The organism is Brevibacterium sp. SMBL_HHYL_HB1 (assembly GCF_018208375.1).
Classification (GTDB): domain Bacteria; phylum Actinomycetota; class Actinomycetes; order Actinomycetales; family Brevibacteriaceae; genus Brevibacterium; species Brevibacterium intestinavium.
Genome location: NZ_CP062936.1, coordinates 2743597 through 2760942, shown reverse-complemented (window position 1 = coordinate 2760942; position 17346 = coordinate 2743597). Strand labels below are relative to the sequence as shown.

14 protein-coding genes and 1 pseudogene are annotated in these 17346 nt (G+C 67.5%); 11 read left to right on the top strand and 4 right to left on the bottom strand.

What is annotated here, in order from left to right; translation table 11 throughout:
* Positions 1–48 precede the first annotated feature (48 nt).
* On the top strand, positions 49–1572 hold the full coding sequence (locus IG171_RS12815; protein ID WP_212127809.1) for a GntR family transcriptional regulator: 1524 nt from the start codon (positions 49–51) through the stop codon (positions 1570–1572).
* Between the two features lie 36 nt (positions 1573–1608).
* Here IG171_RS12815 and mgtE read toward each other — a convergent pair whose 3' ends face one another.
* Entirely contained in the window at positions 1609–2952 is a 1344-nt protein-coding gene (gene mgtE / locus IG171_RS12810; RefSeq protein ID WP_212127808.1) for a magnesium transporter, read from the bottom strand.
* Positions 2953–3203: 251 nt separating this feature from the next.
* On the opposite strand from mgtE, the gene udk reads away from it, so the two are divergent.
* From udk to IG171_RS12795, 3 genes are all read left to right on the top strand, one after another.
* Complete coding sequence (gene udk, locus IG171_RS12805; RefSeq protein WP_212127807.1) at positions 3204–3815, top strand: uridine kinase; 612 nt, start codon at positions 3204–3206, stop codon at positions 3813–3815.
* A gap of 70 nt (positions 3816–3885) precedes the next feature.
* Positions 3886–5460, top strand: a complete 1575-nt coding sequence (locus tag IG171_RS12800; protein ID WP_212127806.1) for a DUF222 domain-containing protein — start codon at positions 3886–3888, stop codon at positions 5458–5460.
* Between the two features lie 65 nt (positions 5461–5525).
* Entirely contained in the window at positions 5526–6095 is a 570-nt protein-coding gene (locus IG171_RS12795) for a hypothetical protein (RefSeq protein WP_212127805.1), read from the top strand.
* 16 nt (positions 6096–6111) lie between these two features.
* On the opposite strand, the gene IG171_RS12790 is transcribed toward IG171_RS12795, so the two are convergent.
* Both IG171_RS12790 and IG171_RS12785 read right to left on the bottom strand, forming a co-directional pair.
* On the bottom strand, positions 6112–8031 hold the full coding sequence (locus tag IG171_RS12790) for an FAD-binding monooxygenase (RefSeq protein WP_212127804.1): 1920 nt from the start codon (positions 8029–8031) through the stop codon (positions 6112–6114).
* 85 nt (positions 8032–8116) lie between these two features.
* The gene (locus tag IG171_RS12785) at positions 8117–9511 is read right to left on the bottom strand and encodes an MFS transporter (protein WP_212127803.1); all 1395 of its coding nucleotides are present in this window, start codon (positions 9509–9511) and stop codon (positions 8117–8119) included.
* Between the two features lie 128 nt (positions 9512–9639).
* Between IG171_RS12785 and IG171_RS12780 the strand changes: the two genes are divergently transcribed.
* From IG171_RS12780 to IG171_RS12755, 6 genes are read left to right on the top strand one after another with little or no spacing between them, the layout of a single operon-like run.
* Positions 9640–11124: a fumarylacetoacetate hydrolase family protein gene (locus tag IG171_RS12780; RefSeq protein ID WP_212127802.1), complete on the top strand. Its 1485-nt coding sequence runs from the start codon at positions 9640–9642 to the stop codon at positions 11122–11124.
* Entirely contained in the window at positions 11121–11837 is a 717-nt protein-coding gene (locus tag IG171_RS12775) for a GntR family transcriptional regulator (protein ID WP_249203681.1), read from the top strand. Before IG171_RS12780 ends, IG171_RS12775 begins: the two co-directional genes overlap by 4 nt.
* Positions 11834–13336 (top strand): 5-carboxymethyl-2-hydroxymuconate semialdehyde dehydrogenase, encoded by a 1503-nt coding sequence (gene hpaE, locus IG171_RS12770; RefSeq protein ID WP_212127800.1) that lies wholly within the window; start codon positions 11834–11836, stop codon positions 13334–13336. The genes IG171_RS12775 and hpaE overlap by 4 nt, the downstream gene beginning before the upstream one ends.
* Before the next feature lie 19 nt (positions 13337–13355).
* Complete coding sequence (gene hpaD, locus IG171_RS12765; protein WP_249203680.1) at positions 13356–14468, top strand: 3,4-dihydroxyphenylacetate 2,3-dioxygenase; 1113 nt, start codon at positions 13356–13358, stop codon at positions 14466–14468.
* Positions 14469–14501: 33 nt separating this feature from the next.
* Positions 14502–15287, top strand: coding sequence for a fumarylacetoacetate hydrolase family protein (locus IG171_RS12760; protein ID WP_212127799.1), 786 nt, complete (start codon positions 14502–14504; stop codon positions 15285–15287).
* Positions 15272–16060, top strand: coding sequence for an HpcH/HpaI aldolase/citrate lyase family protein (locus tag IG171_RS12755; protein ID WP_212127798.1), 789 nt, complete (start codon positions 15272–15274; stop codon positions 16058–16060). The genes IG171_RS12760 and IG171_RS12755 overlap by 16 nt, the downstream gene beginning before the upstream one ends.
* Positions 16061–16152: 92 nt before the next feature.
* Here IG171_RS12755 and IG171_RS19085 read toward each other — a convergent pair.
* A pseudogene (locus IG171_RS19085) lies at positions 16153–16515 on the bottom strand (DUF6194 family protein); the annotation flags it as partial.
* Positions 16516–16581: 66 nt separating this feature from the next.
* On the opposite strand from IG171_RS19085, the gene IG171_RS12750 reads away from it, so the two are divergent.
* Positions 16582–17340 (top strand): MerR family transcriptional regulator, encoded by a 759-nt coding sequence (locus IG171_RS12750; protein ID WP_249203679.1) that lies wholly within the window; start codon positions 16582–16584, stop codon positions 17338–17340.
* The last annotated feature ends 6 nt before the right edge of the window (positions 17341–17346 follow it).

Here is a 17346-nt window from a genome sequence, read left to right as displayed (position 1 = left end):
CGAAGCGGCCCACCCGTCCGTTTGAGTCAAAAGTATTAGAATAGCGGGATGTATTCACCTGAAACCCGTCGTGCCGCCGTGGCGCAGCTGCGGACCTCCACCCTCGCCGAGGTGGCCGAACGCACGGGCGCCTCACCGTCGACCCTGCGTCGCTGGGCGAGCCGGACCGACCTCGAGGACCGTCCGCGCAGCGGTCGTCCGCCGATCCAGGGCACCGCCGATCGGGTCATCGAGGCGCTGGTCGCAACCGCCGGAGCGAGGATCTCGGGACGGGACTACTCGAGTCGGGCGCTGTCGGAGGCGACCGGGCTGAGTCAGAGCATCGTCTCACGCTCCTTCCGGTCCCTGACCGTGCCCGCCGCCGAGGTGACCGGAGGCCGTGAGCTCGTCCTCGCGGCGGCCGGCTTCCCCCTCCTCGTCTTCGGCGTCCGCGCCGATGCTTCCGCCGGCGAAGGCGTCGGCGGACCGGCCGTTGGGCCTCGGCGGATCCGAAGACGCATCGCCGGGATCACGGCGGCGCTGCGGTCGGCCGGTGTCCAGCGCTGGCCCCAGCGGTTCGGCAGCGAGCACCGACAGGTCCGCACCGCTGATCTGCTGGCGCTGGTCTCCGGCGAGATCGGCGACGACTTCCTCGTCTTCGACCCTCTGGGCGAAATGCCCGATGCCGGGCCCGGAGTGAGCGTGCATCGGGACTTCGAGGAATTCGTGGTCGCGCTCAAGCACGTGCTCGCCGGGTGTCAGGACATTCCCGGCTCTCTGCTCGACCAGCTCGCCGCCCGTGTCAGGAACGGTCTCGAAGGGGTGATGTGGCGCGAGTCCGTCCAGCTCGAGCCGGTGAGAAGTTCTATTACTTCTGACTCAATGGAGATCTCTTCGTGGTTGCCGAAGGAGACCAGGTCGATCACCGAGCATCTGGCGATCGCCCTGCGCGAGGAGATCATCGACTCCGGCTACGACCCCGGCGATCGGATCAATCCGCGTCTGCTGTCGCGGCGCATGCGGGTGCCGCGGGCCTCGGTGGATGCGGCGCTGCGCCGGATGGTCGACGACAAGCTGCTCGACGGTTCCCGCGGCGGTGCCCGCATCCCGCTGATCACAACCGTCGACGTGCTCGACCTCTACGCCGCGCGCATGGCCATCGGGGAAGTCGTGCTGAGATCGCTGTCCCTGCGCCCCCAGCGCTACCTGGTTCCCGTGCAGCTGGCGCTGCGGCAGGTCGAGGCCGCGGCACCGACGCGCAGCGGCATCGACGTCGAGGACGCCGACCTGCACTTCCAGCAGGAGCTCGCCCGCGCCTCGGGGCTGCGTGAGTCGGCACGCGCCTTCGAATCCCTGACCCTGCGGCTGCGGCTGTTCATCTCCGTGCTCCAGCTCGACTACTCCCCGGCCAGCGACCGCATCGTCAGCGACGACCGGGCGATGTTCCGGTCGCTGGCCCGTGCGGATGCGAGGACCGCGATCGAGGTCTGGCGGGGCAAGGTCGACAACGCGGTGCGGCACATGGCCGGGCTGCTCGGTCGGCGCCGCTTCGACCAGGAGCTGTGGACCCAGCTGACCCGCAGCCTCGGCTGAGTCCGGCTGCTGGGCCCGGCTGGGTGCACTCCTGTCTCAGAGCCCGAGGAGGGCGATGGCGATGGTGAAGTACACGAGCAGTCCGCTGGCATCGCAGAAGGTCGAGATGAACGGCGTCGACACGACTGCCGGATCGACCCTGCTGGCCTTCGCGAGGATCGGGATCGAGCCGCCGACCACGGCCGCGATCGGGCAGTTGACGGTGAGCGTGAGCGCGATGACCGCCCCGATCTCGATGCCGTAGAGCGGCGAGGCGATCGCGAACGCCGGCACCGCCAGCAGCACCCCGAGCAGCAGCCCCGTCGTCAGCTCCTTGCCGGCGACGCGGAGGAAGTCGCGCAGGCCGATCTCGTCCATCGCCAATGCGCGGGTCACCGTCGTCGCGGCCTGCGAGCCCGTATTGCCGCCGATGCCGGTCAGCAGCGGGATGAACAGCGCGAGCGCGACGACCTCGGCCAGCGTCGATTCGAAGATCTCGAGCACATGGACGGTGAGCACTGCCGAGATCGCGAGCACGAGCAGCCACACGATGCGGGTGCGGGCGATCGTGAGGATCGAGGTCGGAAGGTACCGGCGGTAGAGCGGCTGAGTGCCGCCCGACAGCGCGTAGTCCTCCTCGTCGGCCTCGGCGATGATGCGCGCGGCGTCCTTGATCGGCAGGATCCCGACGAGGCGGCCCTCCCGGTCCCCGATGGGCAGGACCGTGACGTCCTCGCGCAGGGCCGCCCGGGCGGCGGTCTCCATATCGTCATCGGTGTGGGTGATCTCCTCGATCGGTTCGGCCAGGCCGGCCACGCCGGTGCCGGGCGCGAAGCGGAGGAGTTCGAGGGCGTCGAGGGTGCCGACGATCCGACGGTCGAGGGTGAGGACGGGGATGAGGCGGACGTCCTCGAGGTCGACCTCGGTGTCGCGCAGACGCTGGGTCACCTCGGCGACGGTGTCGTCTGTCCACGCGATCACGGCCGTCGGCGACATCCGGCGGGCGATCGAATTCCGGCCGTAGCCGGCGATGGCCATCACCGCGCCGAGGTCGGAGGCGGGGACGGCGTCCAGCAGCTTCGCGGTGACGTTGGCCGGAAGCTCATCGACGAGGCGGCCCTGATCCTCGGGGTCGAGGTCGCTGAAGATCGAGCTCAGCTCCTCCGTGTGGAGGGCATCGATGATGTCCGAGCGGGTGCCCCGGTCGAGGTCGTCGAAGACCTCGACGGATTCGTCCTTCGGCAGCAGTCGGAAGACGATCGCGGCTTCGGTGGCCGAGAGCTCGGCGATGAGTTCGGTGGTCGCATTCGGCCCGAGATCCCGGATGGCGGCCCCGAGTGAGGCGAGATCGCGGTCTTCGGTCAGCGAGCGGACTGTGGCGGCGTCGAGGACTGAGGTCATGACGTACTCCAAGCAGAGTCGAGTCGACGCGTGCGCTGAGGCAGGCGTCAGTGGAAGAGGGGGAGGGGGCACAATCGACTGTCGGGATCCATTGACAACCACCTCCCGGAACTCTGCTCGAAGGAAACTCTGTGTGCGCGAACGGCGCACGGATCGAGTCTAACCGAGACCGGCGGTCCGACGGGAATCCGGGCCGGGCGCCGACTGGTATAGATTTGGACAGGATCGAAGCCGAGGAGGAGTGCAGAGCCGTGGAGACTTTGGTTGTGGGCGTGGCCGGTGGCACCGGCAGCGGAAAGACGACGCTGACGAAGGCGCTGCTGGACAAGTGCGAGGGACCGCCCTCCGTGCTCTACCACGACAACTACTACAGGCGGCGCGACGAGCTGAGCTACGAGGAGCGCGAGCAGGTCAACTACGACGACCTCGACGCCTTCGACAACGATCTCTTCGTCGACCACCTCACCGCGCTGCGGACCGGCCGACCGGTCGAAAGCCCCGTCTACGACTTCTCGATCCACAACCGCAGCGACGCAACGACCCTGGTCGAACCCTCCCGGGTGGTCATCGTCGAGGGCATCCTCATCTTCGCCGAGCCGCGGATCTGCGGACTGCTCGACATCAAGCTCTTCGTCGACACCGACGCCGATGTGCGCCTGCTGCGACGGATCAAACGCGATGTCGTCGACCGCGGGCGGACCCTGCAGTCGGTCGAGGACCAGTACCTGGACACGGTCAAGCCGATGCACGAACTCTACGTCGAACCCTCCAAACGCAACGCCGATGTCATCATTCCCGAGGGCGGGCACAACCTCGTGGCCATGGATATGATCCTCAACCGGATCCAGCGGGGAGTCGGCTGAAGAACAGGACTGACCAGCCCGGATCATGCTCGTGCCCGGCCGTGTCAGTGCCGAGCGGTACCGTCTTCCCATGGACGTCGACACCGCCGGGCACCCATCGCAGGGCCCCGATCCGCTGACCGAGATCGGCGGGTTCGGCGAGCTCCTGCGCAGCCTCGAAGTCGGTGGGACGGAGGCGGAGACGCTGGCGCGGATCACCGCGCTCGAAGAGCTCAAGGCCACCATCGCCTCCGCACAGGCGCGTGAGGCCGTGGCCTTCGAGCGGCTGCGCGTCGAACGCGATCGCCTCAACCGGGTGCCCGCCCGTGACTGCGGCGTCCGCGCCGGCGACGAGGTCGGACTGGCCAAGCGGGTCTCTCCCGGTTCGGGACGGAAGTTCCTGAGCACGGCCCGCACGGTCGTGACCGGCCTGCCCAATACCTTCAAGGCGCTGGCGACGGGCTCGATCTCCGAGGACAAGGCTCGGATCATGGTCGAAGAGACCGCCGTGCTCGGCGACGCCGACCGCCGCCGGGTCGACTCCAGGATGAAGCGCAGCCTGGGACCGGCCGGGCTGCGCAGTCTGCGCACTGAGGCACGCGCGCTCAGCGCCGAGATGGACGCCGAGGCGGCCGCGAAGCGGGCTGCGAAAGCAGCGTCGAATCGGCGCGTGAGCCTGACCCCGCTCGAGGACGGAATGGGCCGGATCTCGGCGATCCTGCCGCTGCCGCAGGCCGTCGCCGCCTTCGAGAGCCTGCGGAGGGCCGCCGAGGCAACCGTCGGCGGCGGTGCAGCGAACGGCCGCAGCCGAGCGCAGGTGCTCGCCGACACCGTCGTCGAACGGTTGAGCGGTCGGCCCTCGGCCTCCGCCGTGCCGGCGGAGGTCCACCTGGTCGTCGAGGCTGAGTCTCTGCTCTCGGACGGGCTGGTGCCGGCCTGGCTGCCCGGCTTCGGTCCGCTGCCGGCCAAGACCGCCCGCGAGTTCGTCACCGCGAACGAGGCGCGGGTCCTCATCAGCAGACTCTTCACCCGACCCGAAGACGGGCAGCTCGTGGGGATGGAGGCACGGGGCCGGGAATTCACCGGCCGGCTGCGCCAGATGCTCGTCTTCCGCGACGATGTGTGCCGAACTCCCTGGTGCGATGCGCCCATCCGGCACGCCGACCACGCCGAACCCCATGCCGGGGGAGGACCGACCGAGTGGAACAACGGTTCGGGACTGTGCGCGGCGTGCAACTTCGCGAAGGAGCACCCCGGCTGGGTCCACGACGCCACGGCAGAAGGGCTCAAGGTCACCACGCCGAGCGGCCGCACCTACACGGTGACGACTCCGGCGCTGGTGCGCCGCATGCGATACCCCCGCCCCGAGTGCGGACCGGATGCGGCAGAGCCCATGACCGCGGCGGAGGACTGGCGGATGATGTTCTCCCGGTTCCTCGAACCCGAACGCTGCGACAGCAGCACCTCGGAACCGCCGCCCTTCGAGACCACGGCAGTCGACCCGCCGGTCGAGCTGTCCGAGCGCCTTCCGCCTCGGCACTGCAGCCGCGGCCCGCGGGACCGTCGCAGCGCCGACCGGCGCCGACGCAGCGGGCACCCGCGGCCGCCGTTCGTCGGCGCGCCGGTCGAACAGCAGCTGGCGCTCATGATCTTCGGTCCCGACTGAGTCGGTGTCGGATCTGCAACATCGTCGCAACAGCCGACACACGGATGCCGATCAGAATCGGACCTATGGGCAGGGCAGACAGAGGCAGCACTCGGACCACGACGACCGAACTCGGGCGACGACTCAAGGTCGTGGCCCAAGTGCTGCCCGTGGCGACGGTCGCCTGCTGGGCGATCACGATCGTCGTTCCGGTCCTCGACAGCGGTGAGCCCGATTCGCTGCGGATCCGAGTCACCTCGCTCGGCTACTCGCCGATCGATATGAACGATCTGGACGAGGCCTACCTTCTGCTGTGGGCCGTCGTCCTCATCGTCGCGGTCACGGCGTGGCTGCTCGAGGCCTCCAGATGGTGGTCGGTGGCTGCGATCGTCCTCGGCACCGTGCTGAGCCTGCGGCTGCTCCAGATGATCGTCGATCCGCCCTACCTGGTGTGGGAGGGCCAGACCTCCTCGGGGACGCCGACCGGCGGCATGGAGGTCGCCTATCCGGCACTCGGGTTCGGCCTCTGGGTGCTCGGCAGCCTGTGCTTCATCGCCGCCGGAGTCTGCGGTCTGATCGCCGACGCCCAGCGGACACGCGATAGGCGGCTGCGGATCAAACGCCGCATGCGCAGACCCCATGGGACGGAGGCATAGAGGAAGGACCGGCGGCTCAGCCGGAGACTGCCCGGTTGACGGGCTCGAAGACGCCGGCGAAGAAATCGGCGATCTCGGAGTGCGCATCGAGCGGGAAGACGCCGGAGACGTACTGGTCGGGACGAACGACGACCACGGCTCCTTCACGGCTGATCCCGCGGGCGGCGAAGATGTCGTCATCGGGCAGGGAGGCGTAGATCTTCTCGACGTATTCGAGGCCGAAGGCCCCCACATGCGGGCGGAAGACCGTCGGAACATCGGGGAACGAGAACTCCGTGTGCTCCTGCTGGTAGATCACGCTGAGCTCGATGAGGGCATCGAGATCCTCTCCCTCTCGCCGGTACGCGACCAGGGGAGAGCCGGGGTCGGACTCGAGCCAGGACGCCAGGGCCTCGACCTTCGACGCGTCGGCGGTCGGCGCGGCTCGATCGGCGAAGACGTAGACGCGCCAGCGACCATCGGCCCGGGCCTCATGGCCGAGGTGGATGAAGTTCGCATCGCAGCTGCGCTGGACCCGCGCGGATTTGAACCGTTTGCCGATTGGGAACCCGGTGGCCAGTGCCTGGTGCCGCGTCGAGGTCGTGATCATCGACTCCGTGTACTCGGTCATGAACCCGGCGGGGAATTCCGCGGTCTTGACGTAGAACTCCTCGAGGTAGGTCTTGTCCGGCAGCTCCTCCTGCGGGGTCGCCATCAGCGTCGACCATTCCTTGTCGAAGTCGATGAGGTTCTTCGCCGTGACCTGACGTTCGGCCGAGTAGGTCCGCAGCAGCTCCGTCGACGAGCGACCGGAGATGACCTGACCGAGCTTCCACGCGATGTTGAAGCCGTCCTGCATCGACACGTTCATGCCCTGACCGGCCTTCGCCGAGTGGGTGTGGCAGGCGTCTCCGGTGATGAACACGCGCGGGCACGGTGAGGCGGGATCGGTCTCATCGGTGTCGTCGAAGGCATCGGTGAGACGGTGACCGACCTCGTAGACCGAATGCCAGGCCACGTTCTTCACATCGAGACTGTACGGGGCGATGATGGCGTTCGCCCGGCTGATGATCTCGTCGATGCTCGTCTGGCGCACCCTGCGCGCATCGTCCTCCGGGACCTCGCCGAGGTCGACGTACATGCGGAACAGGTGCCCGCCCTCACGCGGGATGTGGAGGATGTTGCCGTGCTTCGACGAGATCGCGCACTTGGTGCGGATATCGGGGAAGTCGGAGTTCGCGAGCACATCCATCACACCCCAGGCGTGATTGGCCTGGTCTCCGGTCATCTTGCGCCCGATCGACGAGCGCACCTTCGACCGGGCCCCGTCGCTGCCGACGACGTAGCCGGCCCGGATGGTGCGTTCCTCACCGGCGCGCTCGCCGGCGGTGTAGCGGACGGTGACGGAGACCGGATGATCCGTGGCCGGAGCCTCGGGGCTGTCGACGACGAGATCGACGAACTCGATGCCGTAGTCGGGAGTGATCCGCCCCGGCGACTGGACGGCGAACTGGGCGAAGTAGTCGAGCACGCGGGCCTGGTTGACGATGAGGTGCGGGAACTCGCTGATCCCGTGCTCATCGTCCTTGGGCCGCCCGGTGCGGATGATGTGCTCGGGATTGTCCGGGTCCGGATTCCAGAACGACATCTCCGTGATGTGGTAGCCCTCGCGCATGATCTCCTCGGCGAAGCCGAACGCCTGGAACGTCTCGACGGAACGGGCCTGGATGCCATCGGCCTGACCGATGACCAGGCGGGAATCGCGCTTCTCGATCATCCGAGTCCTCACCCCGGGATACTGCGAGAGCTGGGCGGCCGCGATCATTCCGGCCGGTCCGCTGCCGACGATGAGGACGTCGACCTCATCGGGCAGGTCCTGGTCGCGATCGATGCCGTACCCGGCGGCCTCCTCGATCCGCGGGTCAGCGGACACATAGCCGTTTTGATGGAAATGCATGTCAACCTCCGGTTCGTAACACGTCGTCGTGATGCTCAAATACTAACAGTTCATATACGATCTGGCGCTTTCGGGGTGGGGACGGTCACCGCCGCCCCGCCGTCGCCGTCTCGTCATCGCCGGTCACCGACGCCGCGGCCGCGGACCGGATTCCGATGATCGGGCTGACCGCCTGCTCGTCCTCGTGGTCGGGGCCCAGCGGGATCCCGGTGCGATCGCGGAGGACCAGGGTGGCGACGAGGGCGAGGACGACCATGATCGCCAGGTACACGGCCACCGAGGCGGTCGTGCCGGTCGCCGAGACCAGCCCCTTCGCGATGGTCGGGGCGAAGGCGCCGCCGAGAATCGAGCCGATGGCGTAGGAGACCGAGACCCCGGAGAAGCGGACGCTGGAGGGGAAGAGCTCGGCGTACATCGCCGGCTGCTGGCCGTAGGTGAAGCCGAGGCCGACGGTGAGGACGATCAGTCCCAGCAGAAGCAGTCCCAGGCTGCCGGTGTTGACCAGCGGGAACAGGGAGAAGACGCCGATGAGCAGGAAGACCCAGCCGAGCAAATAGGAGTTCTTGCGCCCGATCCGGTCCGAGACGGCGCCGGCGAGGATCGTGAAGATCAGCCAGGAGACCGCCGAGGCGGTCACGGCCCACAGCACGGGGCCGCGCTCGAGGCCGATGGGTCCGGCCGGGTCCGTGGCGTAGTTCTGGATGTAGCCGCCGGTGGTCATGTATCCGGCGGCATTGTTGCCCATGAATACCAGCGAGGCGAGGATGACGAGCAGCCAGTGGCTGCGCAGCAGCTTGCCCAGCGGGTTCGTCACCTGCTCCTTGCGTTCGGCGATCTCATGGAAGACCGGCGACTCCTCGACGCCGCGGCGGATCCAGTAGCCGATGAAGACGAGCACGATGGACAGGAAGAAGGGCACCCGCCACCCCCATTCGAGGAAGGCCTCGCCCGGAGCGATCGAGGTCATCAGCGCCAGGACTCCCGAGGACAGGAGGAGGCCGATCGAGACGCCGATCTGCGGGAAGGATCCGCGCAGCCCGCGGGACCTCTCGTCGGCGTGCTCGACCGCGAGCAGGACCGCCCCGCCCCATTCGCCGCCGGCCGAGACCCCCTGGATGATGCGCAGGACGATGAGCAGGATCGGGGCGATGGCGCCGGCGGACTCATAGGTCGGCAGGAAGCCGATGAGTGCGGTGGCCGCGCCCATGGCGATGAGGGTGATGATGAGCACCACCCGGCGGCCGAGCTTGTCGCCGTAGTGACCGGCGAGGAAGGCGCCCAGTGGGCGGAAGAGGAAGCTGATTCCGACCGTCGCGAAGGCGACCATGGTCGACAGCGTCGAGCCGAGGGGGCCGAAGAAGAGTTCGTTGAAGATCAGCCCTGAGGCCGCTGCGTAGAGGAAGTAGTCGTACCACTCGATGCTCGTGCCGACGACCGTTGCGAACGCCACCCGGGCCTGGGTGTGCTTCTGTGCTGCCATGACTTCTGTGTCCTGTCGTGCGTGTGCGTGTCATCCGGACACCTTCGCTGTGTCCTGGATTACTTGTTCTCGGGAACCGTATCATATACGATCTGTGGTGAAGCCAATCGAAATGAGGTGTGAGTTCGATGTCGACTCCTGGTGTTCCCGCCCGTCCGGGCAAGATCATTGCCGTCCATGTGGCCTATGAGTCCCGTGCGGCCCAGCGCGGGAAGCGGCCCGCACAGCCGTCCTACTTCCTCAAGGCCGGCAGCTCCGTGGCCGCGACGGGGGAGACGATCGAACGGCCGGCGGGGACCTCGCTGCTGGCCTTCGAGGGCGAGATCGCCGTCGTCATCGGCGCCACCGCCCGCCGCGTCACCGAGGCCGAGGCCTGGTCCCATGTGGCCGGGGTGACCGCCTCGAACGACTTCGGCCTCTACGACATGAAGGCCGCGGACAAGGGCTCGAATGTGCGCTCGAAGAGCCGGGACGGCTTCACTCCGCTGGGTCCCGAACTCATCCCCGCCGCCGAGGCGGGCCCGGACTCCCTGCGCATCCGCACCTGGGTCAACGGCGAGGTGGCCCAGGACGATGGAACGAGCGCCCGGCAGCTGATCTTCAGCCTGCCGCGGATCATCGCCGATCTCAGTCAGCATCTGAGCCTCGAACCCGATGACGTCATTCTCACCGGGACGCCCGCCGGATCCTCGGTCGTCGCCCCCGGCGACACGGTCGAGGTCGAGGTCACGGCCACCTCGGCGCAGACAGGGGCGCAGCTGAGCTCCGGACGACTGAAGACCACCGTCGTCGAGGGCCCCGGGGATTTCGATGCCGAGCTCGGCAGCCTCCCGGCGATCGACGAGTCGCTGACCGTCGACGCCTGGGGCTCGCGTGAGGCCGCCGGCCTGGCCCCCGAGCCCGGCAGCGCCTCAGCCTCCGCCCTGGACGAAGGGCTCGTCGCCAAGCTCACCGAGGCTCCGACCGCGGGGCTGTCGGCTCAGCTGCGGGCGCGGGGACTCAACAACGTCGTCATCGAGGGCGTGGCCCCTCTGGAGCCGGGCTCGAAGATCGTCGGCACCGCGAAGACCCTGCGCTTCGTGCCCAACCGTGAGGACCTCTTCAAATCCCACGGCGGCGGCTACAACGCGCAGAAGCGGGCCTTCGACTCCATCAGGCCCGGCGAGGTCGTCGTCATCGAGGCCCGCGGCGAATCGGGGTCGGGCACACTCGGCGACATCCTCGCCCTGCGGGCGAAGTCGCAGGGCGCCACCGGCGTGATCACCGACGGGGGAGTCCGCGACTCCGCCGAGGTCGCCGGCATCCTGCCCGTGTTCGCCACCGCCAAGAACCCCGCCGTGCTCGGTCGGCGGCATGTGCCCTGGGAATCGGACGTGGCCGTGGCCTGCGGCAACGCCACCGTCCTGCCCGGAGACGTGATCGTCGCCGATGACGACGGAGCCATCGTCATCCCCCGCGATCTCGCCGAAGAGGTCGTCGATGCGGCCCTGGCCAAGGAGACCGAGGACGGCTGGGTCGCCGAACAGGTCGCGGCCGGCCACCCCATCGAGGGCCTCTTCCCGCCCAAGGGCGAATGGAAGGCGAAGTTCGAGGACTGGAAGGCCTCACGGTGAGCACCGAGACCTCAGCGCCCGCCGCCGGCAGGACAGACGGCCCGACCTCGCTGAGCAAGGCGGAGGCGGCCTACCGGTGGATCCGCGAACGCATCGCCGATCAGACCTACCAGCCCGGGCACAAACTCGTGCTCGCCCAGATCGCGCTCGAGCTCGACACCTCGGTGGTGCCGGTCCGCGAAGCCATCCGTCGGCTCGAGGCCGATGGGCTCGTGACCTTCGAACGCAATGTCGGGGCACGGGTGGCCATGGTCGACCAGGGCTCCTACGCGCAGTCGATGGAGGCCGTCGCGATCCTCGAAGGTGCGGCCATGGCACAGGCCAGGGACCACCTCGGCGCCGGTGACCTCGAGGAGGCGGAGGCGATCAACGATCGGATGCGGGCGCTGCTGGCCGACTTCGAGCCGGCCGAATTCACCCGTCTCAACCACGAGTTCCACGAGAGGCTGTATCGCCGGTGCCCGAACGAGCGGCTGCGCACCCTGGTCGGGCTCGAATGGGACCGACTCTCGCATCTGCGCGACTCGACGTTCTCCTTCGTGCCCGAACGCGCCCTGGAATCGGTCGACGAGCATTCCCGCATCGTTGCCCTCATCCGCGCCCGTGCCTCGGCGCAGGAGATCGAAACCGCCGTGCGCGAGCACCGCTCGGCGACACTGCACAGCTATCAGAACGCCCAATCGGGCACACCCTCAGGAAAGGACAAGTCATGACAGCGTCCACCACCCCGCCGGTCAGCCTGCCGGAGAAGATCCGCCACTACATCGGCGGAGAGTTCGTCGACTCGATCGACGGTGAGGAATTCGATGTCCTCAATCCCGTGACCAACGAGGCCTACATCAAGGCCTCCTCGGGCAAGAAGGCCGATATCGAGGCCGCCGTCGCCGCGGCGAAGACCGCCTTCGACGAAGGTCCGTGGCCGAAGATGCTGCCGCGTGAGCGCGCCCGCATCCTGGGCCGGATCGCCGACATCGTCGAATCCCGCAAGGAAGAACTGGCTGCGATGGAGTCCCACGACTCCGGGCTGCCGATCACTCAGGCCAAGGGCCAGGCGGCCCGGGCCGCGGAGAACTTCCGCTTCTTCGCCGACCTCATCGTCGCCCAGGTCGACGACGCCTTCAAGGTTCCGGGCCGCCAGGCCAACTACGTCAATCGCAAGCCGATCGGCGTCGCCGGACTCATCACTCCCTGGAACACTCCGTTCATGCTCGAGTCGTGGAAGCTGGCCCCGGCGATCGCGACCGGCAACACCGTTGTGCTCAAGCCCGCCGAATTCACCCCGCTCTCGGCGTCCCTGTGGCCGGGCATCTTCGAAGAGGCCGGTCTGCCGACGGGCGTGTTCAACATGGTCAACGGCTTCGGCGAAGAGGGCTTCGCCGGTGATTCCCTGGTCAAGCACCCCGATGTCCCGCTCATCTCCTTCACCGGAGAGTCGAAGACCGGCCAGACGATCTTCGCCAATGCCGCACCGTGGCTCAAAGGTCTGTCGATGGAGCTCGGCGGCAAGTCCCCGGCCGTGGTCTTCGCCGATGCGGACCTCGAGGCCGCCGTCAATGCCACGATCTTCGGCGTCTTCTCGCTCAACGGGGAACGCTGCACCGCCGGTTCGCGCATCCTCGTCGAGGACTCGATCTACGACGAGTTCGTCGAGCGCTACGCCGCCCAGGCCAAGCGCGTGAAGGTCGGTCTGCCCTCCGACGAGGCCACCGAGGTGGCTGCGCTGGTCCACCCCGAGCACTTCGAGAAGGTCATGTCCTACGTCGAGATCGGCAAGACCGAGGCCCGTCTCGTCGCCGGCGGCGGACGCCCGGAGGGCTTCGAGACCGGAAACTTCGTTCAGCCCACCGTCTTCGCCGATGTCAGTCCCGATGCCCGGATCTTCCAGGAGGAGATCTTCGGACCCGTCGTCGCGATCACCCCCTTCTCCTCCGATGAGGAGGCCCTGGAGCTGGCGAACAACACGCAGTACGGTCTCGCCGCCTACATCTGGACCTCGGATCTCAAGCGGGCGCACAACTTCTCGCAGGCCGTCGAGTCCGGAATGGTGTGGCTGAACTCGAACAACGTCCGCGATCTGCGCACCCCCTTCGGCGGTGTCAAGGCCTCGGGACTCGGTCACGAGGGCGGATACCGGTCGATCGACTTCTACACGGATCAGCAGTCCGTGCACATCAACCTCGGCGAGGTCCATAACCCGGTCTTCGGCAAGTAATCGAAAGGCTCCTGCGACAATGTCTGACAACATTCCCACCCCCACGGCACCGGCGCCGGACGTGCTGCGCTGCGCGTACATGGAACTCATCGTCACCGATCTGAAGAAGTCCCGCGACTTCTACGTCGACGTGCTCGACCTGCAGGTCACCGAGGAGGACGAGAACGCCGTGTATCTGCGGTCGATGGAGGAGTTCATCCACCACAACCTCATCCTCCGGCAGGGGACGACCGCCGCCGTGGCCGCGTTCTCCTACCGGGTGCGCAGCCCCGAAGACGTCGACCGCGCCGAAGCGTACTACCGCGGGCTCGGCTGCGAGGTCCGCCGGAACAGGGACGGCTTCGTCAAGGGCATCGGCGATTCGGTGCGGGTGCAGGACCCGCTGGGCTTCCCGTACGAATTCTTCTACGACGTCGAGCACGTCGAGCGTCTGGCCTGGCGCTACGACCTGTATTCGCCGGGTGCGCTCGTCCGTCTCGATCACTTCAACCAGGTCACCCCGGATGTGCCGAAGGCCGTGGACTACATGGAGAAGCTCGGGTTCCGCGTGACCGAGGACATCCAGGACGATGCGGGCACGGTCTATGCGGCGTGGATGCGTCGCAAGCCGACCGTCCACGACACCGCGATGACCGGAGGCGACGGACCGCGCATGCACCATGTCGCCTTCGCCACCCATGAGAAGCACAACATCCTCGCCATCTGCGACAAGCTCGGTGCGCTGCGCCTGTCGGACACGATCGAGCGCGGACCCGGGCGTCACGGAGTCTCGAACGCCTTCTACCTCTACCTGCGCGACCCCGACGGCCACCGCATCGAGGTCTACACCCAGGACTACTACACCGGTGACCCCGACAACCCGCGGGTGACCTGGGACGTCCACGACAATCAGCGCCGCGACTGGTGGGGCAACCCGGTCGTGCCTTCCTGGTACACCGACGCCTCGCTCGTCCTCGACCTCGACGGCACCCCGATGCCGGTCGTCGAACGCACCGACGACTCCGAGATGGAGGTGACCATCGGCGCGGACGGGTTCTCCTACACCCGTCGCGAAGATGCGGCTTCGAGATTCGGCGCGCATTCGGGCGCCGATGACGGTGAGGACGAGTTCAAGCTCGGCCATCAGCTGTGAACCGCGGCCATCGATTGGGAGGAGAGGACGACAATGCTCGATGAGGCAACGATCGCGGCCATCGCCGACGATCTCGCTCAGGCGGAGAGGACCGGCGAGAAGATCGGGCTGCTGACCGCGAAGTACCCGGACATGACGGTCGAGGACTCCTATGCGGTGCAGAACGAGTGGCGTCGGCGCGGTGAGGCCGCGGGCCGCCGACTGTACGGGCACAAGATCGGTCTGACCTCGAAGCCGATGCAGCAGGCCACGGGGATCTCCGAACCCGACTACGGGGCGATCTTCGCCGATCAGGTCTATGACACCGGGGCCGTGATCGACCATTCCCAGTACTCGGGAGTGCGCATCGAGGTCGAGCTCGCCTTCGTCCTGCGTCAGGAGCTGCGCGGACCCGATGTCAGCCTCTTCGACGTCCTGCGGGCCACCGAGTACGTGGTTCCCGCGCTCGAGGTCCTGTCCTCGCGCATCGAGATGGACGGGCGCACGATCGTCGACACCATCTCGGACAACGCGGCCCTGGGCGCGATGGTCCTCGGCGGTCGCCCGGTCGCCGTCGACGCCGTCGACCTGCGCCGGGTGAATGCGCTGCTCTACCGCAACGAGACGATCGAGGACTCCGGAGTCGCCGCCGCCGTGCTCGACCATCCGGCCCGCGGCATCGTGTGGCTGGCGAACAAGCTCGCCGAACACGGCGATGTGCTGCCGGCCGGGGAGACCGTGTTGGCCGGGTCGTTCACCCGCCCCATGTGGGTCCATCCCGGTGACACCGTCCATGCCGACTACGGAGAGTTGGGAGCCATCACATGTCGTTTCGTCTAGACCTTCCGCAGACCTTCGCCGAGCGTGTGTCGGCCCTGGACGAGGGCCGGCACCTGGCCGGGATGTGGGTGTGCTCGAGCTCGCCCGTGGCTGCCGAGATCGCCGCGGCCTCGGGGATGCAGTGGGTGCTCATCGATGCCGAGCACTCTCCGATCGGCCTCGAGACGACGACCTCGCTGCTGCGGGCGATGAATGGCTACCCGGCCACCCCGGTGGTGCGGGTGCCGGTCAATGATCGGGTCGTGATCAAGCAGTTCCTCGACCTCGGCGCCCAGAACCTGCTGGTGCCGATGGTCGATACCGAAGCCGACGCCGAGGCGGCCGTGGCCGCCGTCCGCTATCCGCCCAGGGGTGTGCGCGGGGTGGGGTCGGCCTTGGCCCGGGCCTCACGCTGGAACGCCGTGGACGGCTATCTGTCCCGGGCCGAGGAGCTCCTGTCCCTGACCGTGCAGATCGAATCGGCGACCGCGGTCGACAACGCCGCAGCGATCGCCGCGGTCGACGGCATCGACCAGGTCTTCGTCGGCCCGTCCGACCTGGCCGCGTCGATGGGCCTGCTCGGCCAGCAGACGCATCCCGAGGTCACGGACGCGGTGGCTCGGACGTTCGAGGCCGTGCGTGCGGCGGGCAAACCTGTCGGCGTCAACGCCTTCGACCCCGACCAGGCTCGGAAGTACCTCGAGGCGGGGGCCTCGTTCGTCCTCGTCGGCGCCGATGTCGGTCTGATGATGAACGGCGCCCGCGCCTGGGCGCAGACCTGGGTCCAGGACTGAGGATCCCCGCCGAGGCGGTCCTGCCCTTGCCGGTGAGCTCGCTCCCAGCGACGCCGAGCATCGGTGTGGGCGGCGATGAGGAGTTCAGAGAGCTGGTGCTCCGTGTTCCCGGCCGGATTCACCACGGCAATCCACCCCTGCCTGCTGTAGAGCGGGTGGGGGTGGATTGTGTCTGCGACGGACTGGCGATCCAAGGTGTCCGCCTCGGTGTCGGGACCGGGTTCGTCGACGAGCTCGGAGAATCGGGCGCGCCCGATGTGGAGGTTGAGTCTCCATCGGTCGGGCGCAGACAGCCTGGAGGCTGTGTCATCGGGGTAGTCCTTGGTGGTGATGGTGGCGAAGGGCTGTGTGTTCGCAGGCACTTCTCCATCAGGGGCGAAATAGAAGAAGTGGTCTCCCCAGACCAGCTCGGGGTAGGGGGCTGTCCGGCTCGGGGGCGATGTGGAGCAGTCCATCGAGACTGTGGAATCGGTCGATGATCTCGTGCATGATCATGGTTCAAGTGTGCACTTGAAGTGCTTATGTCGGGTTTGATGCTGGGGGTGGTCACTCTGCGCACCGCGGACGTGGCTTCGCTCAGCGGGTATTCGGTGCAGCAGGTTCGCCAGCTCGAATCCCGCGGTGTCATTCCGGCGGCCGCACGGGAAGACAACGGCTACCGGCGATACTCAGGGGTTCATGTCAGTGCGTTGTCGGCATACCGTGATCTTGCTTTCGCCATTGGCCCTGTGGCTGCTCGATCGGTGATGACCGAACTGCCGCGGCTCGATCCCAAGGAGGCGATCGCCCTGCTCACCAGCACAGTGACCGAAGTGGACGAGCTTCGACGTCAGGTCGTTGCGGCACGCTCGATGCTGCTCTCGATTCAGTCCGAGGCCAGCGTCGAATCCGAGACTGGCGACGAGCGTGGGGGTGAGCCGACCCACGAATCGATGACGATCACCGAACTTGCTGAGGCAATTGGGGTGGGAGCATCCACGCTGCGATATTGGGAGTCAGAGGGACTGACCGCTCCGGACCGGGTGGGTTCCGGACCTCGAACCGCGCGTCTCTATCGGTTCAAAGCGATCAGAGACGCGCGGATCACTGCGGCGCTGCGGTCCGGCGGGTACGGCATACACGAGATCCGCGCAGCTTTGGCAGTGATGCGAGAGCTCGGTGATACGAGTTCGATGCTCGCTGCACTCGATGACAGACTGGGCGACCTGGCGCTGCGTGGGGCGGCGGTCTTGCGGGCCGGGGGTGTTCTCTCCGGGACGATCGGCGAAGAACACCCCTGAGCTCAC

Coding starts and splice junctions, on each gene's coding strand:
- IG171_RS12815 (WP_212127809.1), top strand. CDS start 49: ATGTATTCACCTGAAACCCGTCGTGCCGCCGTGGCGCAGCTGCGGACC.
- mgtE (WP_212127808.1), bottom strand. CDS start 2,952: ATGACCTCAGTCCTCGACGCCGCCACAGTCCGCTCGCTGACCGAAGAC.
- IG171_RS12800 (WP_212127806.1), top strand. CDS start 3,886: ATGGACGTCGACACCGCCGGGCACCCATCGCAGGGCCCCGATCCGCTG.
- IG171_RS12795 (WP_212127805.1), top strand. CDS start 5,526: ATGGGCAGGGCAGACAGAGGCAGCACTCGGACCACGACGACCGAACTC.
- IG171_RS12790 (WP_212127804.1), bottom strand. CDS start 8,031: ATGCATTTCCATCAAAACGGCTATGTGTCCGCTGACCCGCGGATCGAG.
- IG171_RS12785 (WP_212127803.1), bottom strand. CDS start 9,511: ATGGCAGCACAGAAGCACACCCAGGCCCGGGTGGCGTTCGCAACGGTC.
- IG171_RS12780 (WP_212127802.1), top strand. CDS start 9,640: ATGTCGACTCCTGGTGTTCCCGCCCGTCCGGGCAAGATCATTGCCGTC.
- hpaE (WP_212127800.1), top strand. CDS start 11,834: ATGACAGCGTCCACCACCCCGCCGGTCAGCCTGCCGGAGAAGATCCGC.
- hpaD (WP_249203680.1), top strand. CDS start 13,356: ATGTCTGACAACATTCCCACCCCCACGGCACCGGCGCCGGACGTGCTG.
- IG171_RS12760 (WP_212127799.1), top strand. CDS start 14,502: ATGCTCGATGAGGCAACGATCGCGGCCATCGCCGACGATCTCGCTCAG.
- IG171_RS12755 (WP_212127798.1), top strand. CDS start 15,272: ATGTCGTTTCGTCTAGACCTTCCGCAGACCTTCGCCGAGCGTGTGTCG.
- IG171_RS12750 (WP_249203679.1), top strand. CDS start 16,582: ATGTCGGGTTTGATGCTGGGGGTGGTCACTCTGCGCACCGCGGACGTG.